Here is a 25,861-nt window from a genome sequence, read left to right as displayed (position 1 = left end):
CCATTGTATTAATGGCCTTTCTTTATATTTACGTATGAAGCGGCACCACCTCACAGTTGTTTTAATTTTCCTTGTTCTACCATACCTCTCTTGTCGCCAAAAGCAAAAAGACGGATTGTTCAGCCTGGTTGAAAACAGCGCTGTTCATTTTGAAAACAAACTAACAGAGAGCAGTAATTTCAATGTATTCAATTACAGGAACTTTTATAATGGCGGCGGCGTTGCCATTGGTGACCTCAACAACGATGGGCTGCCCGATATTTTCTTTACCGCTAACCAGGGGAGCAATAAGCTCTACTTAAACAAAGGCAATTTCCAGTTTGAAGATGTTTCAGAGAAAGCCGGTTTTACCGCAAAAAAACAATGGAGCACCGGTGTAGTACTGGTAGATATCAATAACGACGGATGGCTGGATATTTATGTTTGCAATGCCGGCAACATGCTTGATCCCGAATTGAGAAAGAACCAGCTTTTCATCAATAACCACGACCTTACTTTCACAGAAAAAGCAAAAGAGTATGGGCTGGATAACGACGGTTATACCACGCAGGCTTCTTTCTTTGATTATGATGGTGACGGCGATCTGGACTGTTTCATCATTAATAACAGTCCCATCCCTGTGAACACCCTGAATTACGCCAATCAAAGAGAATTACCGGCACAAAAATGGAATGTGCCCGATATGTTAAAAGGCGGCGGCGATCATCTTTACAGAAACGACAATGGTCATTTCACAGAAGTGACCCAGCAGGCGGGCATACATGGAAGCCTTATCAGTTTTGGATTGGGCGTAACGGTGGGAGATGTGAATGGAGACGGATGGCCTGATATCTATGTTTCGAATGATTTTTTTGAACGCGATTACCTGTACATCAATCAACAAAACGGAACATTCAAAGACGAACTGGAAGACAGGGTACAACATACCAGCCTGGCCTCGATGGGTGCAGACATGGCAGACATTAACAACGATGGATATCCCGATATATTCACTACGGATATGCTACCGGCAGATCATTATCGGTTAAAGACCACCACTTCATTCGATAATATTGATGTGTACCGAATCAAAGAAAAATCAGGCTTTTATCACCAGTTCATGCAAAATGCACTTCAACTGAACAACAAGAATGGCAAGTTCATGGAAGTAGCTAATTATTGCGGTGTTCCTGCTTCGGACTGGAGCTGGGGCGCGCTGATGTTCGATGCCGACAACGACGGGTATACCGACCTGTATATTTCCAATGGCATATACCATGATCTCACCAACCAGGATTTCATTGATTTTTTTGCCAATGATATTGTCAGGAAGATGGTGATGTCGGGCAAAAAAGATGAAGTGGAAGCCATCATTAATAAAATGTCGTCTGTTCCGCTGAAGAATAAAGCATTCAGAAACTCCGGCAAATTGAAATTCGATGATGTGGGAGATGAATGGGGCTTTACGCAGCCGTCTTTTTCGAATGGGGCAGCATATGGCGACCTGGATAATGATGGCGACCTGGACCTGGTGATCAATAATGTGAACCAGCCTGCATTTATTTACCGGAACATGAGTAGAGAGAAAAATAAGAACAATTATATTGCTTTCTCTCTGAAAGGGTTGCCTGGTAATACTTTCGCTATTGCCTCCAAGATCAAAGTGTTTATAGGAAGCCAGGTATTGAGCCGGGAAATTATTCCCAGCCGCGGCTTTCAATCATCGGTAGATTATAAGGCCGTTATAGGACTGGGAAAAACTTCCGTTATTGACTCTGTTGAAATTATTTGGCCTAACAGAACCATCAGTACTTACCGCCAACTTGCTATCAATACAACGCATGCTATCAAACAACCTTCGGATAATTCCCATCTCTATCATCCAGAAAAAACAATAACCAACCCGGCACTTGTAGCAGTGCCAGCAACATTTGATAAACACGAAGACGACGATTTCATTGAATTGTATACGGAAAGAAATATCCCGCTCATGCTCTCCAAAGAAGGGCCTAAGGCAACAGTTGGCGACGTGAATGGCGATGGCTTGCAGGATGTGTATATATGTGGATCGAATAACAAAGGGGGACAACTATACCTGCAAACACCCGATGGGAAATTTGTGAAGAAGCCCGTAAAGGCTTTTAAAGATGATGCCGGTATAGAAGGCACTGCCTGCCTGCTGTTCGACTGTGATGGCGATGGCGACCTGGACCTGTTTGTAGGTGCAGGTGGCGACAAACAACTACCCAACAGTATTCTCATGCTCAACCATCTGTACAAGAACGACGGGAAGGGCAATTTTACTGTGGTGCCTGACGCTTTTCAGCATACCAACGCCAATACGGGTGTGGTAGTGGCTTTTGATTTTGACGGCGATGGCGACCTGGACCTATTTGTGGGGGGGCGGAACATACCTTACCGTTATGGTATGAGTCCGGCGAGTGAGATACTCGTAAACGATGGTAAGGGAAATTTCAGAGATGCAACCAAAGAAATAGCGCCACAAATAGCCAACATAGGAATGGTAACGGATGCCGTATGGGCCGATATCGACGGGGATGGAAAGGGAGAACTTATCATTGTGGGCGATTGGATGGCGCCGAAAATTTTCTCTTACACGAACCATCGCTTCCAGGAGAAAAAAACCAATTTGTCGGGATTGTCCGGCTGGTGGCGCTCTATTGCTGTTGCCGATTTAAATGGCGATGGTAAAAAAGACCTGATCATCGGGAATATGGGAGAGAATGGCTACCTGCATCCAACCCCTGCAGAACCTGTGAAACTATGGATGAACGATTACGATATGAATGGGAGTTTTGAAAAGATACTTACCCGGACTGTTGATCAAAAAGACGTGACTGTTTTCCTGAAGCATGATGTGGAGGAACAATTACCATCCCTGAAAAAACAAAATTTAAAACACGAGTCTTTCGCTACCAAATCCATACAAGACCTGTTTCCTGCGAACCTTATCCAATCATCGATAGTGAATGTATTCAATTACCAGGGTTCCATCATTGCCTGGAACGATGGCAACATGCATTTCACGGTAGAAAAGTTGCCTGCACCGGTACAGTTCTCTTCGGCAAATGCCATTCTTTGCACGGATATCGATAATGATGGCAAAACAGACATCGTAATAGGTGGAAATGAATTCGGATTTCCGCCGCAGTTCGGAAGACTGGATGCCAGTTATGGTGTGGTATTGTTGAATGAAGGGCAAAAGAAATTCAAAGTGCTCGACTATGCCCGGTCCGGCCTTGAACTGACCGGACAGGTTAGGGATATCAAGGAGATCAGAACAAAAAACAACAGGAACCTGTTGTTCCTGCGAAACAGTGAATACCCTGTTCTTTATGAAATAAAATCATCCCGCAAGTGAGTAAACCAGTCATGTGCAGCATCATTCGATGGACGGGAATCTTTTTATTATTGGTTGCCTGCCATTCTGCGAAAAAAGGAGCGCCTTTGTTTACTGTGCTTGACCAGCAGGCAACGGGATTGACGTTCAGGAACCAAATGCACCCCACGCCGGAATTTAACCTGTTCAAGTACATGTATTATTACAATGGTGCGGGAATAGGAGCAGGTGATTTTAACAACGATGGAAAGATAGACCTGTTCTTTGCAGCCAACCAGGGCAATAATGCCTTGTTCCTGAATGAAGGCGGCATGCATTTTAAAGAAGTAAGTAAAGCCGCCAATATACCACAGGACGGAGCATGGAACACGGGTGTATCGGTGGTAGACATCAACAATGATGGCCTGTTGGATATTTATATATGCCGCGTGGGGCATTTCGGTATGCTGGCCGGAAAGAACCAGTTATTGGTTTGTAAAGGCATCAGGAATGGTGTTCCTTATTATCAGGACGAAGCAGCACAGTATGGGTTGGATTTTTCTGGATTCAGCACACAGGCTGTTTTCTTCGATTACGACGGCGATGGCGACCTGGATATGTTCTTGCTGAACCATGCGGTTAATCATGAAGCAAGATATGCACCCCGGGCCAATTTCCTGGGAACCTATGATGCACTTTCGGGAGATCGTATGTATCGAAACGATGGCGGGCATTTCACAGATGTAACCGTGCAATCAAAGATCAATAGTTCGGCTATTAGCTACGGACTGGGAGTGGTAGTAGCAGATATCAATAACGATGGCTGGCCGGATATATATGTGGGGAATGATTTTCACGAGAACGATTACCTGTACATCAACCAGCACAATGGCACTTTTGCTGAAATGAACAGCCAGCAATTGATGCATACCAGTCAGTTTTCTATGGGAGTAGATGCGGCCGATGTAGATAACGATGGCTTCTCCGAAATCATTTCAATGGATATGCTGCCATCTGATCCGGCTATCTTAAAAAGATCGCTGGGAGAAGATGGATACGATATTTTTCAAAACAAGATCAGTTTCGGGTATAATTACCAATATGCCCGGAACAATCTTCAATACAACAGGCGGAACAACCATTTCAGTGAAACGGGATTTTATTCGGGTGTGTATGCAACCGATTGGAGTTGGGCGCCACTTTGGATGGATTTCAATAACGATGGGTTGAAAGACCTGTTTGTTTCCAATGGCATTCCCAAAAGGATGAATGATATTGATTACATCAATTTTGTTTCCGGGGAAGAGATACAACAAAAGCTCAAATCGAACAACCTGAGCAAGACAGACATGTCGCTGGTGGATAAATTCCCGGAAGTGAAGATCCCGAATAAGTTTTATCTCAATAAGGGGAACCTGCGGTTTGAAGATATGCAGGCTGCTATTGCGCATGACATACCTACGTTTTCAAACGGAGCTATTTATGCAGACCTGGATAACGATGGAGACCTGGACATAGTAGTGAACAATATTGATGATCCGGTACTCGTGTACAAGAATACATGCAACGACCACCAATCAAGACCGTATGCAACGATAAAATTAAGGGGACCGGCCAACAACATCAACGCAGTCGGATCCAGGCTGGTATTGTTTGCCAATAATGGCATCCGTACTTATGAGAAATTCCCCGTCAGGGGGTTTCAGTCCAGCATGGAGGAGCCGTTGCACGTTGGGTTGGCAGACACCAAAGTTGATTCCGCCTTTTTGATATGGCCCGACCATAGTTTTCAAAAAATCAATATAGACCGCCCGCTTCAATCATTCACCTATCAGAAAGGGTTACCCAAGTTTGATTATGCCAAGATAACAGGTTATTGGAAAGATGCAACAAGACCTGTTGCAGATATCACTGCCCAAACCGGGTTGAATTACCTACACCGGGAAAATCCTTTCAATGAATTCAACAGGGAGTCCTTGATGCCCCACATGGTATCTACAGAAGGACCCGCACTGGCAGTTGCCGATATCAACCACGATGGATTGGAAGATGTATTCATAGGGGCTTCTAAAACATTTCACAGTGCGATTTTCCTGCAAACAAAAAATGGAAAATTCACGAAGGTTAAGCAACCTGCTATGGAACTGGATAGCATGTATGAAGATGTAGATGCCAGTTTTGTTGACGTGAACAATGACGGTAACATCGACCTGGTGGTAGCCAGCGGCGGCAATGAATATTACGGGCAGGATATACACCTGAAACCAAGGGTATACCTCAACGATGGTAAAGGCAATTTTACAAGATCGGAGAATGCTTTTGGTGACATCTATGCAACCCAATCCTGTATTGTTCCCTGCGACTTCAATGGAGACGGGCATCCAGACCTTTTCATTGGTGGAAGAGCAGTGCCCTGGCAATACGGACAAATACCCCGTTCTTATTTATTGTTGAACGATGGTAAAGGGCATTTCAACGATGTAACGGAACAGTATGCCAAAGGACTTTCCAATATTGGCATGGTTACCAATGCCGTATGGGCAGATATGGATGGAGATGGTAATAAAGATCTTATTGTTTGCGGAGAATGGATGGGTATTTATGCTTTCATCAATCATAAAATGTCTTTTACCATCAAACAACTGACGGATAAAAAAGGGTGGTGGAATTTTATTTTGCCTGTGGATATTGATGGGGATGGTAAGCTGGACCTGGTGGCCGGAAACCTTGGATTGAATGCCAAGCTTCAGGCCAGCAAAGAACAGCCTGTTCGCATGTATTATAATGATTTCGATAATAACGGAACCAAAGAACAGATACTGACTTATTACATAGGGAAGGAAGAGATACCGTTAGCGAATAAAGATGAATTGCAAAAACAAATACCGATTATCAAAAAGAAATTCCTGTATGCAGCCGATTTTGCCAACGCATCCTTAAAAGATATTTTCTCGAATGAGAAATTACAGGCTGCGCAAGTGTTTACGGCTGATGATTTTTCCAACACGGTTTTCTTAAACAAGGGCAACCTGCATTTTACAGCGCAAGCATTGCCCTGGCAGGCGCAGCTGAGTCCTTATCGCGATGCAGTAGTAGTAGATGCTAATGGAGACAACCTGCCCGATATTTTGTTAACGGGCAACTATTATGAGAACAGTATTCAATTAGGCAGGTATGATGCAGATTATGGAACTGTTGCCATCAACAAAGGCGGCGGCAGGTTCGAGTGCCAGCCAATGAATGGGGTTATCTTAAAAGGACAAACAAGACATATCAGATCAATCAATATCAATGGCAAGCCTGCTTTTATAGCGGCAAGGAACAACGATAGTGCAATGGTTATACAATTTAAATGACCCGGATCAGAAGAAAATAGGGTAATATAACCTGGTGATCCACCGGGCAGAGTCTGGTTGCATCGACCGGTCTGTTACAAGTGATTGATAGGGTATGGCAGGCGAGGTTTTCCTGTAATCGTGTACATAATTAGTTAGTTCCTGTTCCCCCTTCATAACCCTGGAAACACCACCCGTAACTTCTGCCATTAAAATATTGCCCAATACCATTTTTTTCAAACGGAACAAGCCTTCAGAGGGCAGGTCTTTCTGGGTAGGGATCGCCACCATGGTTTCAAAACGGTCCGGACCATCCTGGTAAACATTCAGCATGGGATAATTGCGCTCTGTGCCACCCTTCGTTGCAATATAATTTTTCAAAGCACGAACCATTTCATATATCTCATTGGTGGTAGGATAATGCGGAAAAGTTTTTTTCAGAGAGATCAATGAAGAGTCGGTGACCTTCTGCTGAACGATCTTCATTCCGTATATCGTTTCCTGCTTTTCGAGTATCAGTTTAGTAGTGTCCAGGAGCGCTTGTATGTTAGATTTTATACCTGAAAACCTGCGATATTGTGCGATCCTGGTAAAGGGGTTCGCAGAAAAACTGAATGTGGAAGTCCACAACAATTGAGTAGAATCTGTTTCAGATGGAAGGATTTGCAGCAGCCCTTGCACGGAATCCGGTTGATGTGCAACAGTGGCCGTAAAACTGTTGAGGAATATATTGGAAATCCGGTAATGATAATTGCCAAAGTTGTAATGGTGCTCGTCTTCCTTTTTGCCAGGCCACCAGGTTGCCCATTTTTCTTTGTCGAGGATCATTCTGGATACCCCGTTTTCAGCACTATTGACGGTGATCTTATAGTTGAATACCTGTGAGCCGGGGATGAAAAAATAAACGGAAGCAATCAGGATAAAAAAAACAGCAACAATGACCAAAACCCATTTTTTCATGACAAACATTTATGGAAGCTGAAATCGATTATGTCTGTAAAATAAGTTATAATCATGTAACCATCGCTTTTATTTGAAAGTGCTGTTGTATAACTGCCCTATCTGTTGCCCTTGTTTTTTCCCTTCCATGATGGCGCTCCGGAAATGGATACCTCCATATAAACGGCTGATGGCTGCTTCATCGGCCGCGGCCAGGATAGAAGGGAAAGAACGGTCCAATCCCAGGTATTCCAACTCGGTTATATCGTGAAAGGCAATATTACTTCCCAGTTGGGATGTCAGCACGGTTGCAGCAGCGGTGGTAATCACACTATGTGCACTGGTATATTCGGGGAACGGCGGTGTTTGAAGCAACGCATTCCAGTTGGGGTCTATATGCTCCCTGATCGCCGTTATAGGCCTCACCTTACGGCTGCGGAATTTTTCATCCCAGCAGGAAATAAATCCATCGAAGATGGCCGCTGCTGCCAACGCGTAAATCCTGGCCGTTTTAACATCATTGGTTTTTGTTTGGTTGGTAAGAATAGCCGTAATACCCATCCAGTGACCACCGGGTGTTGTTTTTTTGGTAGCGAAAGTAAAATGCCCCTCGTGCCCGGTTACAAAGGGGTTGTCATCCCAATAATGAGCGATGGTATCCCGCGAGGAGGTCATATTTTTTTTGACTGTATATACTTCCATTACTTCCTGGTAGAACTGACTGTTCTTTTGCAAATCGTAAGGCGGTGGTGGAACAGGTTTGAATTGTGCGGCTGAATCAAGCAATAGTGGTTGTATCAATTTCCAGTTGGGTTCTGTGGCATCTGCGTAATCGGGAGGCGTTTGCTGCCACTTGCCCTGCTCTTTGAAAACACTGTACCTGGGCATACCGCGGGTTTTCTTATAATTATCATGAACCGCCCTTGCTATAATCACTCCAGCTATTGTATCACCAAGAGAAAGGGAATTTTGGTAGATGCGTTCTGGTATACCTGTTTGTTGGAATGCGGTTAATAATTTTTTCTCTGTTATAGCCAAACTGTCTTTGGAGAAAGATAGGGATTTTGCCACACGGAAGAACGATCGCACAGCAGCCAGTGTATAATTGTATGCTTCACCTGCTACAGGCAGGGGCATGCGTCCAAACCCTTTCATGGAAGCCGCTATGGAATAGCTTCCCTGCTCTTTGAAGCGGATCGCTTCATAATAGGCCAGGTTGCTGTAAGCATAGACCCTGCTTGCAACAGGTGGAGTAAGTATATCACGAACGATTACTTCTGTAAGCCGGTGTACACATTGATGTTGTATAGCGGTTGTATCTATTGAAAGACCTTCTTTTTTCTGCTTACAGGTAACAAACACAACAATACATAAGCAGGCAGAAAAAACGGTGATATTTTTTTTCATGTGGAAGCAACTTAATTGGTAATGACTCTTTTTTGTTTTTTGTTATTGACAATTTCAACCGATTGAATGGATGGATTGAGCATAATAAACCTTCCCGACTGCGACAAAAAAGATGATCCGAACCCAAACTCTTCTTTCCTTCTCCGGCCATTTTTTAGCGCTATCATAGCAAATGCGTCATCGGGTAGTAATGGAACGATCTTATTGTTTTGATGGCGCGATTGAAAGCATTTGAGCCAGGAAGCATTTTGTGCTGCTGCAATGGTTAGTTTGTTATTGGATATCAATTGTATCAATGCTTTCCCATTGCCTGGTATGTAAATACCACTTTCTAACAACGAAAGAGGAGAAAAATTTCCTTTCCCGTCGCCCTTTAGTAAAAGCCCGTTTAATGCATCATACCGCCCAAGCGGAGGCGCCATGGAGAATTCATTGCCATTCAGCAAAATATCCATGTTTCCATCACCATCGAAATCATTGGTAACCATACCATACAAGGGCGCCCATTGCGCTTGTGGAGGTAACGTATGCAGTACGAACTGGAAATTTCCCCTGTTCTCTATCCAGCAAGACTGGAAACTATTGACCGATAGCTGCAATGCACCTGTAAGCTCCTGTTCGGAGAAAATATTTTTCATCTCGGCGCGGGCATAAGATGCATAATTGGGGAACCGTTCTTTCATCATGCTCATTTCTTTGATGAGCTCATCACGACTGGCTATGGGATATTCTTTTATCGTTTCATCAATACCAGAAGGAAGGTATGTGCTGAACAGCGCATCAAAGCTTCCATTGTTATCGAAATCTTTGGCATAAGCCCGGATGGGGAACTGTTCCGAAGGTTTCAGGAAACCGTTCGTGCCAAAATTTCCCAGCACATAATCCATGTCCCCATCATTATCAATATCCGCTGCAGTAATACTGTTCCACCATCCCGTAGTATTTTGAAGCGGAGAAGAAACAACAGAGAATTTGCCTTTATTGTTTTTCAGGATGGTTACCGGCATCCATTCACCAACAACAACCAGGTCGGGCATCCCGTCATTGTCTATATCGGTCCAGAGGGCATCGCTTACCATGCCTATGTTTTGTAATGCGGGGGCCACTTCCTTTGTAACGTCGGTGAATATGATCTTTCCATCCTTGCTGTCGTTCCGGTAGATATAACTGCTAACAGGACTGGGATAACTGCCGGGCAATACCCTTCCTCCAACAAAAAGATCCAGGTCGCCGTCGTTGTCGAAATCTATTGCTTTCACACAACTTTTTGCTGTGAGGTTGATGGGAAATGCGGATGGATATTCTTTGAAATTTCCTTTCCCGTCATTAATGTAAAAATGGTCTGCATATACTTTAGACCCAGGCGGGTTTTCACTGCCACCACTGGCAATGTACACATCCAGATCGCCATCTCCATCTGCATCGAACAAACAGATGCCTGCATCATCCTGGTATTTCAGCTCGGTTGTGTCCGTAAATTTTCGTTGATAGAAAGAACCATCCGGCTTTTGTATGAACAGGGTGGCATAATTGGGCGAGCCCCCGCCGATCAACAGGTCTTGCAAACCATCTCCATTCACATCGCCGGCTGCCAGCGGAGGGCCGTATTGCGATAGTTTATGGGGGATCAAACGCTGGATATTGAAATCGATAAAATCTGCTTCGGAAGAAAGGAAATGTATACCCGTCTTTGCAGTAATATCGGTAAACCAGCCTGGTGGTGAGCTATAGACAAAAGGAGCGGCTTGCCGGTCGGCATTTTTACTATTGATGGTCAGTGTTTGATTAACAGGAACACGTTGTTGTACCTGTTTTTTTCCATTCGGCCAGGTTACTACCACTGAATCTATGATGGAAGCGCTGCCAACACCGAAGTGCGCAATGTTTTCAACGCTCGACATATAACCACGGTAGGGAGTGTACTCATAAAATTGTTGTTTATCCTGGTAGTACAGCCGGATAGTGGCTCCCAGGCCATTCCTGTTCAACGTGTCGCCGCGTAATTGTATGCGTAAAAAATTATGCTTATTGTCTTTGTGATCATTCAAAGTATTCTCGAGCAATGTAGCCTCCATATTGGTATTGTTAATGACCACGTCTATATCGCCATCACCATCGAAATCTGCATAAGCCATTCCTGCGGAAAAAGTAGGAATATCCCATCCCCACTCTTTGGTTTTATCGGCAAAACTGAGGTTGCCATTGTTATGGAAGATATAGTTGTTGATCTTGACCGATGGCAGTTGTTTCAACATTTCAGAACGGGGTGTATTGGCCACGGGCGATTTCCGGTATGCAATAAAATCAAGGTCCGACATATCTTTGGGCAACCCGTTGGAGATGAGCAAATCTCTGAAGCCATCATTATCTACATCAATAGCCAGGGGCGCCCAGCTCCAGTCGGTATGGGCAACGCCGGCGTAATACGCAATCTCGCTGAATACCGGGGGGCCGGCCGAGCCGTCTTCCAACGGCCTTGGCCCCAGGTTCAATTGCAATGTATTGCGCGGATATTGATGCATATAACCATACTGTGCGAAGTTTTGAAAGGTCTGGTACGAGATGTCGTTCATCATCGTTTTCTGCCTGTAATTGCCTGCGGGCGCCATATCCATTTCAATAATATCCGGCAGGCCGTCGTTATTGATATCGGCAACATCATCGCCCATGGCGTTTTTACTGGTGTGTTTGAAATATTCGCTGCTCCTGTCGGTGAAGGTGCCGTTTTTATTGTTGATGTATAAATGGTTGTTGGAAAGATAATCGTTGCTTACATAAATGTCTTTCCATCCATCGTTATTGATATCGGTAATATTAACTCCCAGTCCATAACCTTCGATCAGAATACCCGCCTGTTTTGAAACATCGGTGAATACAGGATGTTTCAAGCTGTCGTTCCATTCGTTGCGTAATAATTTATCGGTATTGGGCCAGCTGCCATCTTTCCTGATCGGACGGAATTCATTGGGATAGGTTCCGTCCAGTTCATTCACCAGTAAATACACGTCCAGGTCGCCATCGTTGTCATAATCGAAAAAAGCCGCCATTTGCGTACCGGCCGAGTCGGCCAGCCCGTATTCCGCCGCCTCTTCTTTGAAAACAGGGATACCGGTTTTTTTATCAACGCCCTGGTTGATATACAACAGGTTTTTCCTTTCGGATGCCGGAAGCAAAACAGATGCACATACATAGAGGTCCATTAATCCATCGTTATTGATGTCTATCACACTTACACCTTTACACCATTTTTGATTGCCGCCTACTCCCGCAGCTTCCGTTACGTCTTCAAATTTCATCCCTCCTTTATTGAGGTATAGTTTATTGGAAACCCTGTTGCCTGTAAAATAAATATCCGGCAAACCATCGTTGTTGAAATCACCTACGCCTACACCTCCTCCGTTATAGATATATTCATAGTTCATTACATTCAACGTGTCGTTTTCCACGATGAGGTTGTTGAAATGGATACCGCTTTTTTCGGGGCCTATTTCCCGGAACAGGGATTGCTTTTGTTTACACGAGAGGACAAAAAAAGATAAAGCAACATAGGGGAGTATATGTTTCATCATGCGTTTCATTAGACGGTGCAGGGCGCAAACACGTTGCAGTTAAGCTGGTTTACTTGCAGAAGATAGGTATAAATTCTATAAAATTGCTATCTTTTGAGGAAATTTTTGCGTACACTAACAGGATGAATATGAAACGTTGTATAATATTATTGACACTCTTATCGCTTGGCTGTTTAACAGGGCGGATAGCAGGCCAAACGGCAGATGCATGGAAAATTACAGCCGATAAAATAGATCCGGCTTCCTACTATGGTGTAACGGTGGCCAATGGTATGATCGGTATTGTTTCTTCAGCCGAACCTTTTAAAGTAAAAGATGTAGTGCTGGCCGGTGCGTATGATCTGTATGGACGGGGAAGGGTGAGCAATTTCCTGAGAAGCTTTAACCTGTTGAATATGCAGATGGATATCGATGGCCATCGCATCGGTGCAGCAGATGCACAGCATATGCGGCAGGAACTCGATATGCGGCATGCGGGTTTTACTACTGTGTTCAGCTATCAGGACAAAGCCGATATCTCTTATACTTATTATTCCCTTCGCCATTTACCATTTACGGTATTAATGGATGTATCGATTACGGCAAAAAAAGACATCAACATTACCAGTGCCAGTGTCATGGAAGCGCCCGATGCATTGAAAGAAATACAAAATTATTATAATGAGATCGACAGACCGCATGTGGTCATTGGATTATTGACATCTTCCGCTAAGAGTCCTACCGGCAAATTACGCATGTGTGCATCCAATACTTTTCTTTTTAGTGAAACACACGGGCAGGAACCCAGGGTGATACATGAAATGTGGGATAACAATATGCACCTGATCAAATTCAGCAAGCAGATCAAAGCGGGGGAGACGTATCACTTTTCTATCGCGGGCACTTCCATCACATCGGCTCATCACGACGATCCGCTGAACGAGGCCGAACGTATGACGATCTTTGCCAAACTGGAAGGACGAGAAAGGTTGATTGGTTTTCACAACAAGGCATGGGATGCTTTATGGCAAAGCGATATAGAGGTGGAAGGAGATGCGCAGGCGCAGCAGGACATTCACAGCATGCTCTATCACCTCTACTCTTTTGTGAGAGAAGGAACCGACCTGAGTCCATCGCCTATGGGATTGTCGGGATTGGGCTACAACGGGCATGTTTTCTGGGACACGGAATTGTGGATGTATCCTTCCATACTGGTATTGCATCCTGAAATGGCCAGGAGCCTGGTAGAATATCGTTACAGGAGACTGGAAGCCGCGCGGCGCAACGCTTTCAATCATGGATACAAAGGGGCGATGTTCCCCTGGGAAAGTGCGGCAAGTGGCGTGGAAGAAACACCGGTATGGGCATTGAGCGGACCTTTTGAACACCATATCACTGCCTGTGTAGGCATTGCGGCATGGAATTATTATTGTGTTACACAAGACAAGGAGTGGCTGAAAGAAAAAGGATGGCCCGTACTGAAAGAAACGGCAGATTTCTGGGCGAGCCGTGTAGAAAGAAATGGCCCCGGCAAATACGAAATCAAAAATGTGGTGGCGGCAGATGAGTGGGCAGAGAATGTAGACAACAATGCATGGACCAATGCGGCTGCGAAAGCTAACCTGCAATATGCCACAGAAGCCGCGAAAATATTGGGTGTTCAAGCCAACAGTGATTGGAAACAGGTAGCCGATAATATCCCCATTCTTAAAATGGACAATGGGGTAACAAAGGAACATGCCGCTTATCACGGCGAAGGAATCAAGCAGGCCGATGCGAACCTGTTGGCTTATCCGCTGAAGGAGGTAACAGATGTGCGGCAAATCCGGAAAGACCTGGCGTATTATGAAACAAGGGTACCGGAGCAGGGTACGCCCGCCATGACGCAAGCCATATTTACTTTATTGTATGCACGGTTGGGAGACGGGGAAAAAGCCTATCATTTTTTCAAAGATGCTTATCTCCCCAACCTGAACCCGCCTTTTCGCGTACTGGCTGAAACCAGGGGCGGTACCAACCCCTATTTCGCAACAGGGGCAGGTGGTATCATTCAAAGCATATTGATGGGTTTCGGCGGACTGGATATCACTCCATCCGGTATCCGGCAAGTATCTTCCAGCTTGCCGAAAAGCTGGAAAAGTCTTACGATCAAAGGGGTAGGGCCGGAAAAGAAAATCTTTACGGTGAAATAGAATTTGTGTTATATTTACACATAGTGAAAAAGATTGCTGCCATACTGCTACTGGCTATGCTGGTGTTCAATTGGGGAGGCCACCGATTGCTTACCGATTACCTGGAAACAAGGGCGGATGCACAATTGCAATCTCAGCTGGACAAGAGCGATTACAGTGAACAAGACCTGATATACCTTAAAATAGCCGCTCCATTACCTTATGGCACCAATTCAGAAACCTTTGAAAGGGTAGATGGAAACATCGTCATCAATGGTGTGAATTACAGTTATGTTAAACGGCGTTTTTACAAAGATTCACTTGAACTGGCTTGTATTCCCAATACCATTAAAACAGGTATCCAGAATGCCAGGGATGAATTTTTCAAGTTGGCTTATGACCTCACGCATGCGCCACAGGGAGCAAAAAAACAGGGTGCCAATTCTCTCGCATTTAAGTTTCTTACAACAGAATATTTCAACCAGGACAATGAATGGCATCTTTGCCCATTCAATCCTGCATCTGAATGTACATTTACAGATCGTGCTGTTGGTACGATACAGTGTTTTTTACCGGTAGCAGAACAGCCGCCGGACATTGCTTGATTTTATAGACGATGTTATTAAGCAATGTAACATCTCCTCTGGCAGGGAGATGTTACCTATTTTTATTCTATGTTATTATGAAACAAATCATCGGTATTGCGGTTGCCGCATTTTTTTTTGTGTCTTGTAATCGGCAAAAGGATTATCAAACCATCATACATAACCCCGGCTTGTATTCCAGAACTGTATATGAATTGAATACAGTGGTAATGGGGAATAATTTTAACCCTGTTGTAGCTTCACGTAATTATGCATATGCGGCTATCGCCGGTTATGAAGTCATAGCTGCGGGCGCCCCCAATCAATATCAGTCACTGGCCGGACAACTAAAAGGATTGAAATCCGTTCCCGGGCCGGAGGCTGGTAAAGAGATTGATTTCCCTTATGCAGCTTTGCTGGCTTATTGTAAAGTTGGAGAAGCCGTTACTTTCCCGGAGGGCAGTATGCAATTGTATGTAGACAGTCTGAAAAAAATGGCGAAGGATCATGGTATGCCAAAGGCAATGCGTGCAAACTCCGAAGCGTATGCACAAGCAGTAGGCAATGCTATTTTAGCATGGAGCAAGGGAGATAATTATGCCCAGACAAGAAGTGGAGAAAAATACACCGTCATCGATAGCCCGGGACGTTGGGTGCCTACACCACCCATGTATGCCCAGGCGGCAGAGCCTCACTGGATGGAAATACGCACCATGGTGCTCGACAGTGCGAACCAGTTCCGTCCGGTACCTCCTCCTAAGTTTGATATCAAGGACAAAAACAGCGAGTACTACCGTAATGTGATGATGATCAAACAGGCAGTGGACAGTCTGAATGATGAACAAAAACATATTGCTGCTTTCTGGGATGACAATCCGTTTAAAATGAATGTCTCCGGTCACGTGATGTTCAGCACCAAAAAGTTCTCACCGCCGGGACACTGGATGAGTATTACAGGTATTGCTGCTCAAACCGTTAAAGCAGATTTTGCCACTACTGTTTGCGCTTTTGCCAAAACCAGTATTGCTTTGTTCGATGCATTCATCCACTGTTGGGATGCTAAATACCTGTACAATACGGTAAGGCCCGAAACGGTGATCAATAAATACTTCGACCCCAATTGGCGTCCTTATTTGCAGACACCTGCTTTCCCGGAATACACTTGCGGACACTCTACTATTTCTTCGGCTGCGGCTGAAGCGCTGACCAGCGTGTTCGGCGATCATTTGGCTTATACCGATTCTACTGAATTGGAATTCGGCATCGCCAACCGTTCATTTAAATCTTTCCGTGATGCAGCAGAAGAAAACAACTGGGCCCGTTTTTACGGGGGCCTTCATTACCACAACTCCTGCATTGCGAGTACGAAATATGGCAGGATGGTAGGCGAACTCATCGTTAACCGGCTGAAAATGAGAAAATAGATCAGCCCTATTATTATTCACAAACTAAACTACTGATCGTGAAATATCTAATTATATCCACTCTTAGCTTATTGCTTATTTCAACACAGGCTTCATCGCAAGGCTGCGTAGCCATTCGCAGCATCGGCGGCATGTGCATGATGGAACATACCGGCGCAGATACTACAGAAAGCAAATGGATGTTCAATGCCAACAACCGGTATTTCAAATCATTCCGCCATTTTGTGGGTACACAGGAACAGCCGCAGCGCATAGCAAATGGCACGGAAGTGATCAATCATTCCTATGCACTGGACCTTACACTTACCCGCATACTCAATAAAAGATGGTCGCTGGCATTCAATATGCCCATATTGTACAATGAACGCTCTTCTTTGTATGAACATGGCGGTAAAGAAAGACATACTACCAAATCTTTCGGTATGGGCGACGTGCGATTCACTGCATACGCCTGGATACTGGATCCTGCCAGTCACCACCGCTTCAACGCGCAGGCCGGGTTGGGCATCAAACTACCTACCGGCGATTACAAATACCAGGATAAATTTTACACTGCAACGCCTGGTGTTACGGTGTATGGTCCTGTTGACCAGTCCATACAATTGGGCGATGGCGGCACAGGCTTCACTACAGAGCTGAATGCTTATTACAACTTATCACATCGTGTGAACCTCTATGGTAATTTTTATTATCTCATCAACCCGAGAGAACAGAATGGCGTATCTACAGCAAGGGGTGGAACACCCAGTCCAACTGCAGTTGCTTACGGAAGCGATGTGATGAGTGTACCGGATCAATACATGTACAGGTTAGGAGCAAATTTCCAGGTTAATAGGTTCACACTATCAGGAGGTATTCGCAAAGAATGCGTTCCTGCAAAAGACCTGGTTGGTGGCAGCAATGGATTCAGGAGGCCGGGTTATGTAGTTTCGGTAGAGCCGGGCGTTACGTATGCGTTCAAAAAGATGAGCCTGTATGCGTATGTGCCGGTAGCTGTTAAGCGCGACCGCACACAGAGTGTACCGGACATGATCAAAACAGATATAACAGGCACATACGCACAAGGCGATGCAGCGTTTGCAGATTATAGTGTTAGCATAGGCATGAACATCCGCTTTTAAAAAGAGCTGTTACAATTTTTTGGCCTTTTTTATGCGCTGAGATGATTCGCCGATAAGCAAACTGGGAGATAGCACTTGTGTGTTGAAAGTTTTTACAGGACGCTTGCTTTCGATCAACTCCAGTAAAAGGCCGGTAGCCAGCTTGCCTATTTCAAAGGCAGGTTGGCGTACCACCGATAAAGAAGGCGAAAGCAATTCGCTCAGGTCTATATTGGAGAAACCGATGAACCCAATGTCTTCGGGCATGCGGATATTATGTGCTTTTAAATAACGAAGGCAATTGGTGGTTAGTGTATCGGAGCCGCCAAAAATGGCATCGGGCCTTTTTTGCTGACTGAAAAGCTGATCCAGCGCTTGTTCCACTTCTTCGTAATCCAGTCCACCGTGCCGACAATATTGCACGAGATCCGGATCGAAGGATAGCCCGTTTTTGTTCATTGCGTTTTTATAACCAGCTAACCTTTCCCTGGTAATCGACAGGTATTCAGCATTCATCAGTGCTGCTACCTGTTGATACCCTTGCTGTAAAAGATAATGCGTGGCATCGAAAGCGCCGCGTGCATTGTCGATGGTTACTTTGTGTGTTTCAATATTTTCTACGACCCTGTCGAAAAAAACGATCGGCAAGCCCTTGTCATGCAACCCTTGCAAGTGTTGCAGATCCTGCGTTTCAGCCGAAACGGATATCAGTAACCCATCTATGGAACGGGAGGCCAGGTACTGCACATTGCTCAGTTCGCGGTGGTAAGATTCATGACTTTGGGTGATGACCACATTATAACCACGATCATACGCAATGGATTCTATCCCATTGATCACCTGCGAAAAAAAGTTGTTGGCTATTTCAGATACTACGATGCCGATGGAATGGCTGCGTTTTTCTTTCAGGCTAAGCGCGATGGGATTGGGTCTGTAATTGATCTTTTGCGCATATTCCAATACCTGTTTTTTGGTTTCGGGGCTGATCTCATAACTGTCGCGGAGCGCCCTCGAAACGGTGGAAGTGGACAGGCCGAGCGCTTTTGCAATATCTTTTATGGTAACTGCTTCAAATTTCATACAGCAGCTTAAAATTAAACTATTTACAGGGTATGCGGGCTGGAATCGATACCGGGAACGTTTGCGTAAAAATAGTAGTAAACAGATGAGTTTCTGTGCTGATAACTGAGTAGACTTGTCGCTAATTATGAAACATCGTCTCCACCTTTTTACGCTGCTGCTCATGATCAGCAGCCTTTCGGCAGGCGCACAGCCCTGGTCTGAACGCATGGCTGAAACCGTTATGCATCTCTGGCCCGACAGCATGGCCATGAAACCCGGCCACCTGGTAGGATGGTCTTACGACCAGGGTGTTGTATTGAATGGAATGGAACAGGTGTGGTTGCGTACGGGCAAAGGAAAATATTTCAATTACATACAAAAGAGTATGGACCTGTTTGTACAGAAAGATGGCAACATACTTACTTACAAACAGGCCGATTACAATATAGACAACATTAAGCCGGGATGCAGCCTGTTGTTATTGTATGAAGTGCTGGAAGAGGAGAAATATAAAAAAGGAGCGCAGCTACTGCGTGAACAACTGGAAGGGCAACCGCGTACCAAAGAAGGCGGCTTTTGGCACAAGAAGAGATATCCCAACCAGATGTGGCTGGATGGCCTGTATATGGGAGAACCATTTTACGCGCAATATGCACAGCGTTTCAATGAACCTTCCGCTTTCGATGATATTGCCAACCAGTTCGTATGGATGGAAAAGCACGCCAGGGATGTCAGAACAGGTTTGCTGTACCATGGATGGGATGAAAGCAAAACAGAAAAATGGTCCAACCCTGTGAACGGACAATCATCACAATTCTGGGGAAGGGCCATGGGCTGGTATGGTATGGCGCTGGTAGATGTACTGGATTATTTCCCGGCAGATCATCCGAGAAGAAAAGAATTACTCAGCATCCTGCAACGATACATCACAGCCGTTAAACAGGTGCAGGATAAAACCAGCGGCACATGGTGGCAGGTACTGAACAAGCCCAATGAAAAAGGCAATTACCCCGAAGCTTCCGCTTCCTGCATGTTCGTATATACCCTTGCCAAAGCCTCGCGGATGGGTTATACAACAGATGCAACTACCATGACCGCTGCTAAGAAAGGATTCGATGGCATTATCAAAAATTTTATCACTGTTGAGAATGGACAGGTTAACCTGAACAAAGTATGCCAGGTAGCCGGTCTCGGCGATACACCATACCGCGATGGCAGTTATGCTTATTATATCGGCGAGCCGGTAGTAACCAACGACCCCAAAGGCGTTGGTGCATTTATTCTTGCAGCCGCGGAAATGGAAAACCTGGCCGACCAGCAATCCGGTGTGGGCAAGGGCAAGACCGTGCTGCTCGATTATTATTTCAATAACGAAAGAAAGAAGAACAAAGAGGGTAATACAGTTCGGTACCATTATATATGGGAAGATTGGGCGAATAGCGGCTTCTCCTTATGGGGTCATGTATTCAGGAATACAGGCGCTGCTACTGCATCGCTGGAAACAGCGCCTACGGCGGATAACCTGAAAAAAGCATCTGTATATATTATTGTTGATCCAGACATTCCTACAGAAAATCCTCATCCCAATTACATAGAACAGGCAGACATTACAGCTATCACCAATTGGGTAAAAGCCGGTGGTACATTGATCCTGATGGGTAACGACAGCATCAACGCAGAATTCAAACACCTCAATCAACTGGCTGCGCATTTTGGAATACAATTCAATGAAGACTGTGAGAATAAAGTGATAGGTAAGCAATTCGAAATGGGTATGATCAGGGTGAATGCGGGTAACCCCGTATTTAAAAGAGCCAGGCAGGTATACATCAAAGAATTAGCTACTCTCAATGTGAAAGCGCCTGCACAAGTGATCCTCACCCATAAAGGAAAGAATATTGTGGCGGTTTCGAAATTGGGCAAAGGGAAGGTACTTGCCGTAGGCGATCCCTGGGTGTACAATGAATATACGGATGGAAGAAGATTACCTGCAGATTATCAAAATTTTGAAGTGGCGCAGGACATCGCTGAATGGGCTTTGAAAGGGGAAAAATAAAAATCCAAACAAGAACGTCATCCCGAGCGCAGCCGAGGGATCTGCCTGAACCTTCGAGCAGCTCCTTCGACTCGCTTCGCTCGCTCAGGATGACGAACTAGGGATGACGGTCGAAAAGCAAAGCAGACATAAAATAAAGATTAAATGCAATTATCAAGATCCTTTTTAGAGGAAAAGGGAAAAGTGCTCCCCGAGAAAGTATTACAATTTGGAACAGGTGTTTTACTGCGTGGATTGCCGGATTATTTTATCAACAAAGCCAATGGACAACAGCTGTTCAACGGCAGCATCGTAGTAGTGAAATCAACCAGCAATGGCGGAACAGATGCATTCAAACAACAAGAAGGTGTTTTCACGCAGATAGAACGAGGCTATGAAAATGGACAGGCGGTAGAAAGAACAGTAGTGAATACTGCCATCAGCCGCGTACTCTCTGCACGGGAAGAATGGGAAGAAATATTGGCCTGCGCTTCGAACGAAGCCATGCAGGTGATCATTTCCAACACAACGGAAGTAGGTATTACGTTGGTGCCCGAAGATGCACATGCAGAACGGCCGGTTTCTTTTCCGGGCAGACTGTTGCATTTTCTGCTGAAAAGATTTGAAGCATTCAATGGCAGTAAAGAGGCCGGCATGGCGATCATACCCACCGAACTGATCGTTGGCAATGCCCATAAACTGAAAACTATTTTATTGCAACTGGCTGAGATGAAAGGATGCAGCAGTGACTTTTGCAACTGGTTGCAGGAAGCCAACGATTTTTGCAATTCACTGGTAGACCGTATTGTGCCGGGCAAACTGGGCGCAACCGAAACAGCTGCACTGGAAAAACAATTGGGGTATCGGGATGATCTGATGATCATGTCTGAATGTTATCGCTTGTGGGCTATTGAAACCAACTCGGAACGTACCCGGAAAATATTATCATTCAGTACCGCTGATGCAGGTGTAATACTGGCGCCCGATATTAATAAGTTCAGGGAACTGAAACTGCGGTTGTTGAATGGTACCCATACTTTTTCTTGCGGACTTGCCTGCCTGGCAGGATTCACCACGGTGAAAGAAGCGATGCTGGATGAAACATTTGCAGCTTTTGTTGCCGGCCTGATGATGGACGAGATTGTACCCCTGGTAGCAGGAGGGGATATCAGTACGGAAGAAGCCCGGACCTTTGCCACACAGGTGATCGATCGTTTCAGGAATACATACATTGAGCACTTGTGGATCAACATCACCGTACAATACACTTCTAAAATGGTGATGCGCAATATACCTTTGCTGGAGAAATATTTTGCAACGAACGGATCGGCGCCAACCCTTATGTCGCTTGGCTTTGCGGCTTACCTGCTGTTCCTGAAACCAGGTGCACCTTACAAAGTGGAAGACGATAAAGCGGGATTGATTGTTGCCTACTGGAACCGGCAGGATGAGCCGGGTTGGCTCGAAGCCCTGTTGTCTGATAAGTCAATATGGGGTAATAATTTGACAATCTATCCGGGTTTTGCAGAAACTATACATATGTATCTTGCAATGTTAACCGGCAGTGATGCAGGCAATATACTCCGGTCGGTTATGGATAAAAGATCAGAGAGTGTATAAATTTTTATAAAATCCCAGCATGAGAACATTTTTGGATGAGAATTTTTTGCTGTTGAACAAGACAGCGCAGCAACTGTATCACGAGTATGCCAAACCCATGCCCGTGATCGATTATCATTGCCACCTGCCTCAACAGCAGATTGCAGAAGACCTTCAGTTTAAAAACCTTACACAAGTGTGGCTTTACGGCGATCACTACAAGTGGAGGGCCATGCGTACGAATGGAGTGGACGAAAGTTATTGCACGGGCAATAAAAGCGATAAAGAAAAATTCGAGCAGTGGGCAGCCACGGTTCCCTATACTTTGCGTAACCCGCTGTATCACTGGACGCACCTTGAATTACAGCGCTATTTTGGTGTGCATGATATCCTGAATCCGCAGACGGCCGGTAAAATTTATGATACCTGCACGGCATTGCTGCAAACGAAAGAATACTCAGTGCGTAACCTGTTGCGCAGGATGAATGTGAAAATGGTTTGCACCACCGATGATCCTGTAGATTCATTGGAGTATCACATACAATTAAAAAAAGAAGGCTTTGAAATACCCATCCTGCCTGCATTCCGGCCCGATCATGCCATGAATGTAGCTAAGCCGGAACTGTTTAATCAATACCTGAAAAAGCTGGAGGCGGTGAGCAATATCTCTATTTCTTCTTTCGATGATTTCCTTTATGCATTGCAGAGCCGGCATGATTTCTTTGCTTCGGCAGGATGCAGTGTTTCTGATCATGGATTGGAAGAACTCTATGCAGAAGACTTTACCGGATCGGAGATCGACAGCATTTTTAACAAAGTACATGGAGGCAAACAACTGAGTGAAACAGAGCAGCGTAAGTTCAAATCGGCCATGCTGGTGCATTTTGCCGAATGGGATTGGGAGAAAGGATGGGTGCAGCAGTTTCACCTCGGTGCTATGCGCAACAACAATTCGCGCATGCTACAACAACTCGGACCCGATACCGGATGGGATTCGATCGGCGATTTTTCACAGGGTAGGGCTTTGTCGTCATTCCTGAATAAACTCGACAGCGACAACAAACTGGCCAAAACGATCATATACAACCTCAATCCGGCAGACAACGAACTCATGGCTACCATGCTGGGTAATTTCAACGACGGATCGGTGGCAGGCAAAATACAGTTTGGATCGGGATGGTGGTTTCTCGACCAGAAAGACGGCATGATCAAACAAATGAATGCGCTCTCCAACATGGGACTGATCAGCAAGTTCGTGGGCATGCTCACCGATTCAAGAAGCTTCTTGTCGTACCCACGCCATGAGTATTTCAGAAGGCTGCTCTGCAACCTGTTTGGAGAAGAAATTGAAAATGGCGAACTTCCCGCCGATATTGAATGGGTGGGAAGCGTAATACAAGACATCTGTTACCGCAATGCGAGAAGCTATTTCGGATGGCAATCGATCACACCTGCACAGTAAGAACGTTATCCTGGGCGAGGTCGTCATCCTGAGCGAGGTCGTCATCCTGAGCGAGCGAAGCGAGTCGAAGGACCTGCTGAAGATGCGGGCAGCTCCCTCGGCTGCCCCTTCGACTCGCTTCGCTCGCTCAGGGTGACGTTGCTCGGGATGACGTTCAAAGAACGCTCGGGATGACGATTCACTAAAACCTAAAACGAATGGAATTTAAAGAGCAACTGAAAAACATTTTTGTAACCGAAGAAGAAATCCCTGCCGAATACAGGCTGGCGGAAGAAATTAACCAACGACTCTACCTGAGTAATGGTGAGATGAAGCAATGGAACGGAGACGTGCACGAAGTATATTCTCCTGTTTGCGTGAAAACCCCCAATGGACTGCAAAGAAAACTGATCGGCACTTATCCGGTTTGTACAGAGAAGGAAGCATATGAAGCGCTGGATGCAGCAGTAGCTGCTTATGACAACGGCCGCGGACAATGGCCTACCATGAGCGTGGCCGACCGCATACAGTGTGTGGAGAAGTTCATCAGTAAAATGATGGAACAGAAATCCATTGTAGTGAAACTGATCATGTGGGAGATCGGTAAGTCTTATGCCGATTCGGTAAAAGAGTTCGACCGTACGGTTGAATACATTTATGCCACCATTGATGCATTGAAAGATGTAGACCGCGATTCATCGCGCTTTACCATTGAGCAGGGTATTGTGGCGCAGATACGCCGTTCACCGCTGGGTGTGGTGCTTTGTATGGGGCCGTTCAACTATCCGTTGAACGAAACCTTTACCACCCTCATCCCGGCCATCATCATGGGTAATACCCTTTTGTTCAAACCTCCGAAGCATGGTACTTTATTGCACTACCCTTTATTGAATGCTTTCAAAGAATGTTTCCCTAAAGGTGTGGTGAACACCATTTACGGCAGGGGCAATACGATTGTGCCGGGATTGATGAAATCGGGCAAGATCAATGTACTGACCCTGATCGGTTCCAGCAGGGTAGCAAACGAGTTGAAGAAACTGCACCCCAAAGTAAACCGTCTGCGCGCCATACTGGGGCTCGATGCCAAGAACGCTGCTATCATCACCAAAGATGCAGACCTGAAACTGGCAGTACAGGAAACGGTATTGGGTAGCTTATCTTTCAACGGACAGCGTTGTACTGCGTTGAAAATTGTATTCGTACATAAGCGTATTGCCGATGCTTTTGTAAAAGAATTGTCTGCCGCAGTGAGCAAATTGAAATTCGGTATGCCCTGGGAAGCGGGCGTAGCGCTGACGCCCCTGCCTGAACCGCAGAAGCCTGCTTACCTGCAAGAATGTATACGCGATGCCGAGCAACACGGTGCCAAAGTAATGAATGAAAACGGAGGTGCAACGATCGAATCTTTTGTATACCCGGCAGTATTATACCCGGTGAACAAAGAGATGAAACTGTATCGCGAAGAGCAGTTTGGTCCGCTTATTCCTGTGGTGCCTTTCGACAGCCTGGAAGAACCCATCGAATACCTGATCGAGTCTACGCATGGTCAGCAGGTAAGTCTTTTCAGTAACGACAGCAAAGAACTCGCTTCCCTGATTGATCCCCTGGTGAACCAGGTAAGCCGTGTGAACATCAACTGCCAGTGCCAGCGCGGTCCGGATAGCTTCCCCTTTACCGGAAGAAAAGACAGCGCCGAAGGAACTTTGTCTGTATTTGATGCGCTGCGAGCATTCTCCATCCGTTCATTGGTAGCTGCGAAGCTGACAGAAAGCAACAAACACCTGGTGAATGAGATTGTAGAAACACACGAATCGAACTTCCTCAGTACGAAATATATTTTCTAAAACAACACGTCATCCCGAGCGAAGCCGAGGGATCTGCCCGAATGTTCAGCAGG

14 protein-coding genes are annotated in these 25,861 nt (G+C 45.4%); 10 read left to right on the top strand and 4 right to left on the bottom strand.

Annotated features, from left to right (window positions below; translation table 11 throughout):
• Positions 1-34: 34 nt before the first annotated feature.
• Both BLU98_RS04140 and BLU98_RS04135 read left to right on the top strand, forming a co-directional pair.
• The gene (locus BLU98_RS04140) at positions 35-3,361 is read left to right on the top strand and encodes a VCBS repeat-containing protein (RefSeq protein WP_092722459.1); all 3,327 of its coding nucleotides are present in this window, start codon (positions 35-37) and stop codon (positions 3,359-3,361) included.
• Positions 3,358-6,675, top strand: a complete 3,318-nt coding sequence (locus BLU98_RS04135) for a VCBS repeat-containing protein (protein ID WP_257574692.1) — start codon at positions 3,358-3,360, stop codon at positions 6,673-6,675. Before BLU98_RS04140 ends, BLU98_RS04135 begins: the two co-directional genes overlap by 4 nt.
• 6 nt (positions 6,676-6,681) lie before the next feature.
• Here the strand turns inward: BLU98_RS04135 and BLU98_RS04130 are convergent, their stop codons facing one another.
• The 3 genes from BLU98_RS04130 to BLU98_RS04120 form a co-directional block, all read right to left on the bottom strand.
• On the bottom strand, positions 6,682-7,614 hold the full coding sequence (locus BLU98_RS04130) for a hypothetical protein (protein ID WP_092722293.1): 933 nt from the start codon (positions 7,612-7,614) through the stop codon (positions 6,682-6,684).
• A gap of 69 nt (positions 7,615-7,683) precedes the next feature.
• Entirely contained in the window at positions 7,684-9,000 is a 1,317-nt protein-coding gene (locus BLU98_RS04125; RefSeq protein ID WP_092722291.1) for a vanadium-dependent haloperoxidase, read from the bottom strand.
• An 11-nt stretch (positions 9,001-9,011) separates the two neighbouring features.
• Entirely contained in the window at positions 9,012-12,569 is a 3,558-nt protein-coding gene (locus tag BLU98_RS04120) for a VCBS repeat-containing protein (protein ID WP_257574691.1), read from the bottom strand.
• Positions 12,570-12,697: 128 nt separating this feature from the next.
• Between BLU98_RS04120 and BLU98_RS04115 the strand changes: the two genes are divergently transcribed.
• The 4 genes from BLU98_RS04115 (at position 12,698) to BLU98_RS04100 (ending at position 17,848) form a co-directional block, all read left to right on the top strand.
• Positions 12,698-14,740 (top strand): kojibiose hydrolase, encoded by a 2,043-nt coding sequence (locus BLU98_RS04115; RefSeq protein WP_092722289.1) that lies wholly within the window; start codon positions 12,698-12,700, stop codon positions 14,738-14,740.
• Positions 14,741-14,763: 23 nt separating this feature from the next.
• Positions 14,764-15,324, top strand: a complete 561-nt coding sequence (locus BLU98_RS04110; RefSeq protein WP_092722287.1) for a hypothetical protein — start codon at positions 14,764-14,766, stop codon at positions 15,322-15,324.
• A 77-nt stretch (positions 15,325-15,401) separates the two neighbouring features.
• The gene (locus tag BLU98_RS04105; protein ID WP_092722285.1) at positions 15,402-16,727 is read left to right on the top strand and encodes a vanadium-dependent haloperoxidase; all 1,326 of its coding nucleotides are present in this window, start codon (positions 15,402-15,404) and stop codon (positions 16,725-16,727) included.
• Positions 16,728-16,765: 38 nt separating this feature from the next.
• On the top strand, positions 16,766-17,848 hold the full coding sequence (locus tag BLU98_RS04100; RefSeq protein WP_092722283.1) for a transporter: 1,083 nt from the start codon (positions 16,766-16,768) through the stop codon (positions 17,846-17,848).
• A gap of 9 nt (positions 17,849-17,857) precedes the next feature.
• Here BLU98_RS04100 and BLU98_RS04095 read toward each other — a convergent pair whose 3' ends face one another.
• Positions 17,858-18,907 (bottom strand): LacI family DNA-binding transcriptional regulator, encoded by a 1,050-nt coding sequence (locus tag BLU98_RS04095; protein ID WP_092722281.1) that lies wholly within the window; start codon positions 18,905-18,907, stop codon positions 17,858-17,860.
• 127 nt (positions 18,908-19,034) lie between these two features.
• Here BLU98_RS04095 and BLU98_RS04090 point away from each other — a divergent pair, with 127 nt between their 5' ends.
• From BLU98_RS04090 to BLU98_RS04075, 4 genes are all read left to right on the top strand, one after another.
• Entirely contained in the window at positions 19,035-20,945 is a 1,911-nt protein-coding gene (locus BLU98_RS04090; RefSeq protein ID WP_092722279.1) for a glycoside hydrolase family 88/105 protein, read from the top strand.
• Positions 20,946-21,089: 144 nt separating this feature from the next.
• Positions 21,090-22,544 carry a tagaturonate reductase gene (locus BLU98_RS04085; RefSeq protein WP_092722277.1) on the top strand — a complete coding sequence of 485 codons (1,455 nt, stop codon included), beginning with the start codon at positions 21,090-21,092 and terminating at the stop codon, positions 22,542-22,544.
• A gap of 19 nt (positions 22,545-22,563) precedes the next feature.
• Complete coding sequence (gene uxaC / locus BLU98_RS04080) at positions 22,564-23,985, top strand: glucuronate isomerase (RefSeq protein WP_092722275.1); 1,422 nt, start codon at positions 22,564-22,566, stop codon at positions 23,983-23,985.
• Positions 23,986-24,182: 197 nt separating this feature from the next.
• Positions 24,183-25,808 (top strand): NADP-dependent glyceraldehyde-3-phosphate dehydrogenase, encoded by a 1,626-nt coding sequence (locus BLU98_RS04075; RefSeq protein WP_092722273.1) that lies wholly within the window; start codon positions 24,183-24,185, stop codon positions 25,806-25,808.
• The last annotated feature ends 53 nt before the right edge of the window (positions 25,809-25,861 follow it).

It is taken from the genome of Hydrobacter penzbergensis (genome assembly GCF_900106985.1).
Classification (GTDB): Bacteria; Bacteroidota; Bacteroidia; order Chitinophagales; family Chitinophagaceae; genus Sediminibacterium; species Sediminibacterium magnilacihabitans.
Note: the sequence above shows the minus strand (reverse complement) of the source record. Positions and strands in the feature narration are given on the sequence as shown.

Coding starts and splice junctions, on each gene's coding strand:
- BLU98_RS04140 (WP_092722459.1), top strand. CDS start 35: ATGAAGCGGCACCACCTCACAGTTGTTTTAATTTTCCTTGTTCTACCA.
- BLU98_RS04130 (WP_092722293.1), bottom strand. CDS start 7,614: ATGAAAAAATGGGTTTTGGTCATTGTTGCTGTTTTTTTTATCCTGATT.
- BLU98_RS04125 (WP_092722291.1), bottom strand. CDS start 9,000: ATGAAAAAAAATATCACCGTTTTTTCTGCCTGCTTATGTATTGTTGTG.
- BLU98_RS04120 (WP_257574691.1), bottom strand. CDS start 12,569: ATGATGAAACATATACTCCCCTATGTTGCTTTATCTTTTTTTGTCCTC.
- BLU98_RS04115 (WP_092722289.1), top strand. CDS start 12,698: ATGAAACGTTGTATAATATTATTGACACTCTTATCGCTTGGCTGTTTA.
- BLU98_RS04105 (WP_092722285.1), top strand. CDS start 15,402: ATGAAACAAATCATCGGTATTGCGGTTGCCGCATTTTTTTTTGTGTCT.
- BLU98_RS04095 (WP_092722281.1), bottom strand. CDS start 18,907: ATGAAATTTGAAGCAGTTACCATAAAAGATATTGCAAAAGCGCTCGGC.
- BLU98_RS04090 (WP_092722279.1), top strand. CDS start 19,035: ATGAAACATCGTCTCCACCTTTTTACGCTGCTGCTCATGATCAGCAGC.
- BLU98_RS04085 (WP_092722277.1), top strand. CDS start 21,090: ATGCAATTATCAAGATCCTTTTTAGAGGAAAAGGGAAAAGTGCTCCCC.
- uxaC (WP_092722275.1), top strand. CDS start 22,564: ATGAGAACATTTTTGGATGAGAATTTTTTGCTGTTGAACAAGACAGCG.
- BLU98_RS04075 (WP_092722273.1), top strand. CDS start 24,183: ATGGAATTTAAAGAGCAACTGAAAAACATTTTTGTAACCGAAGAAGAA.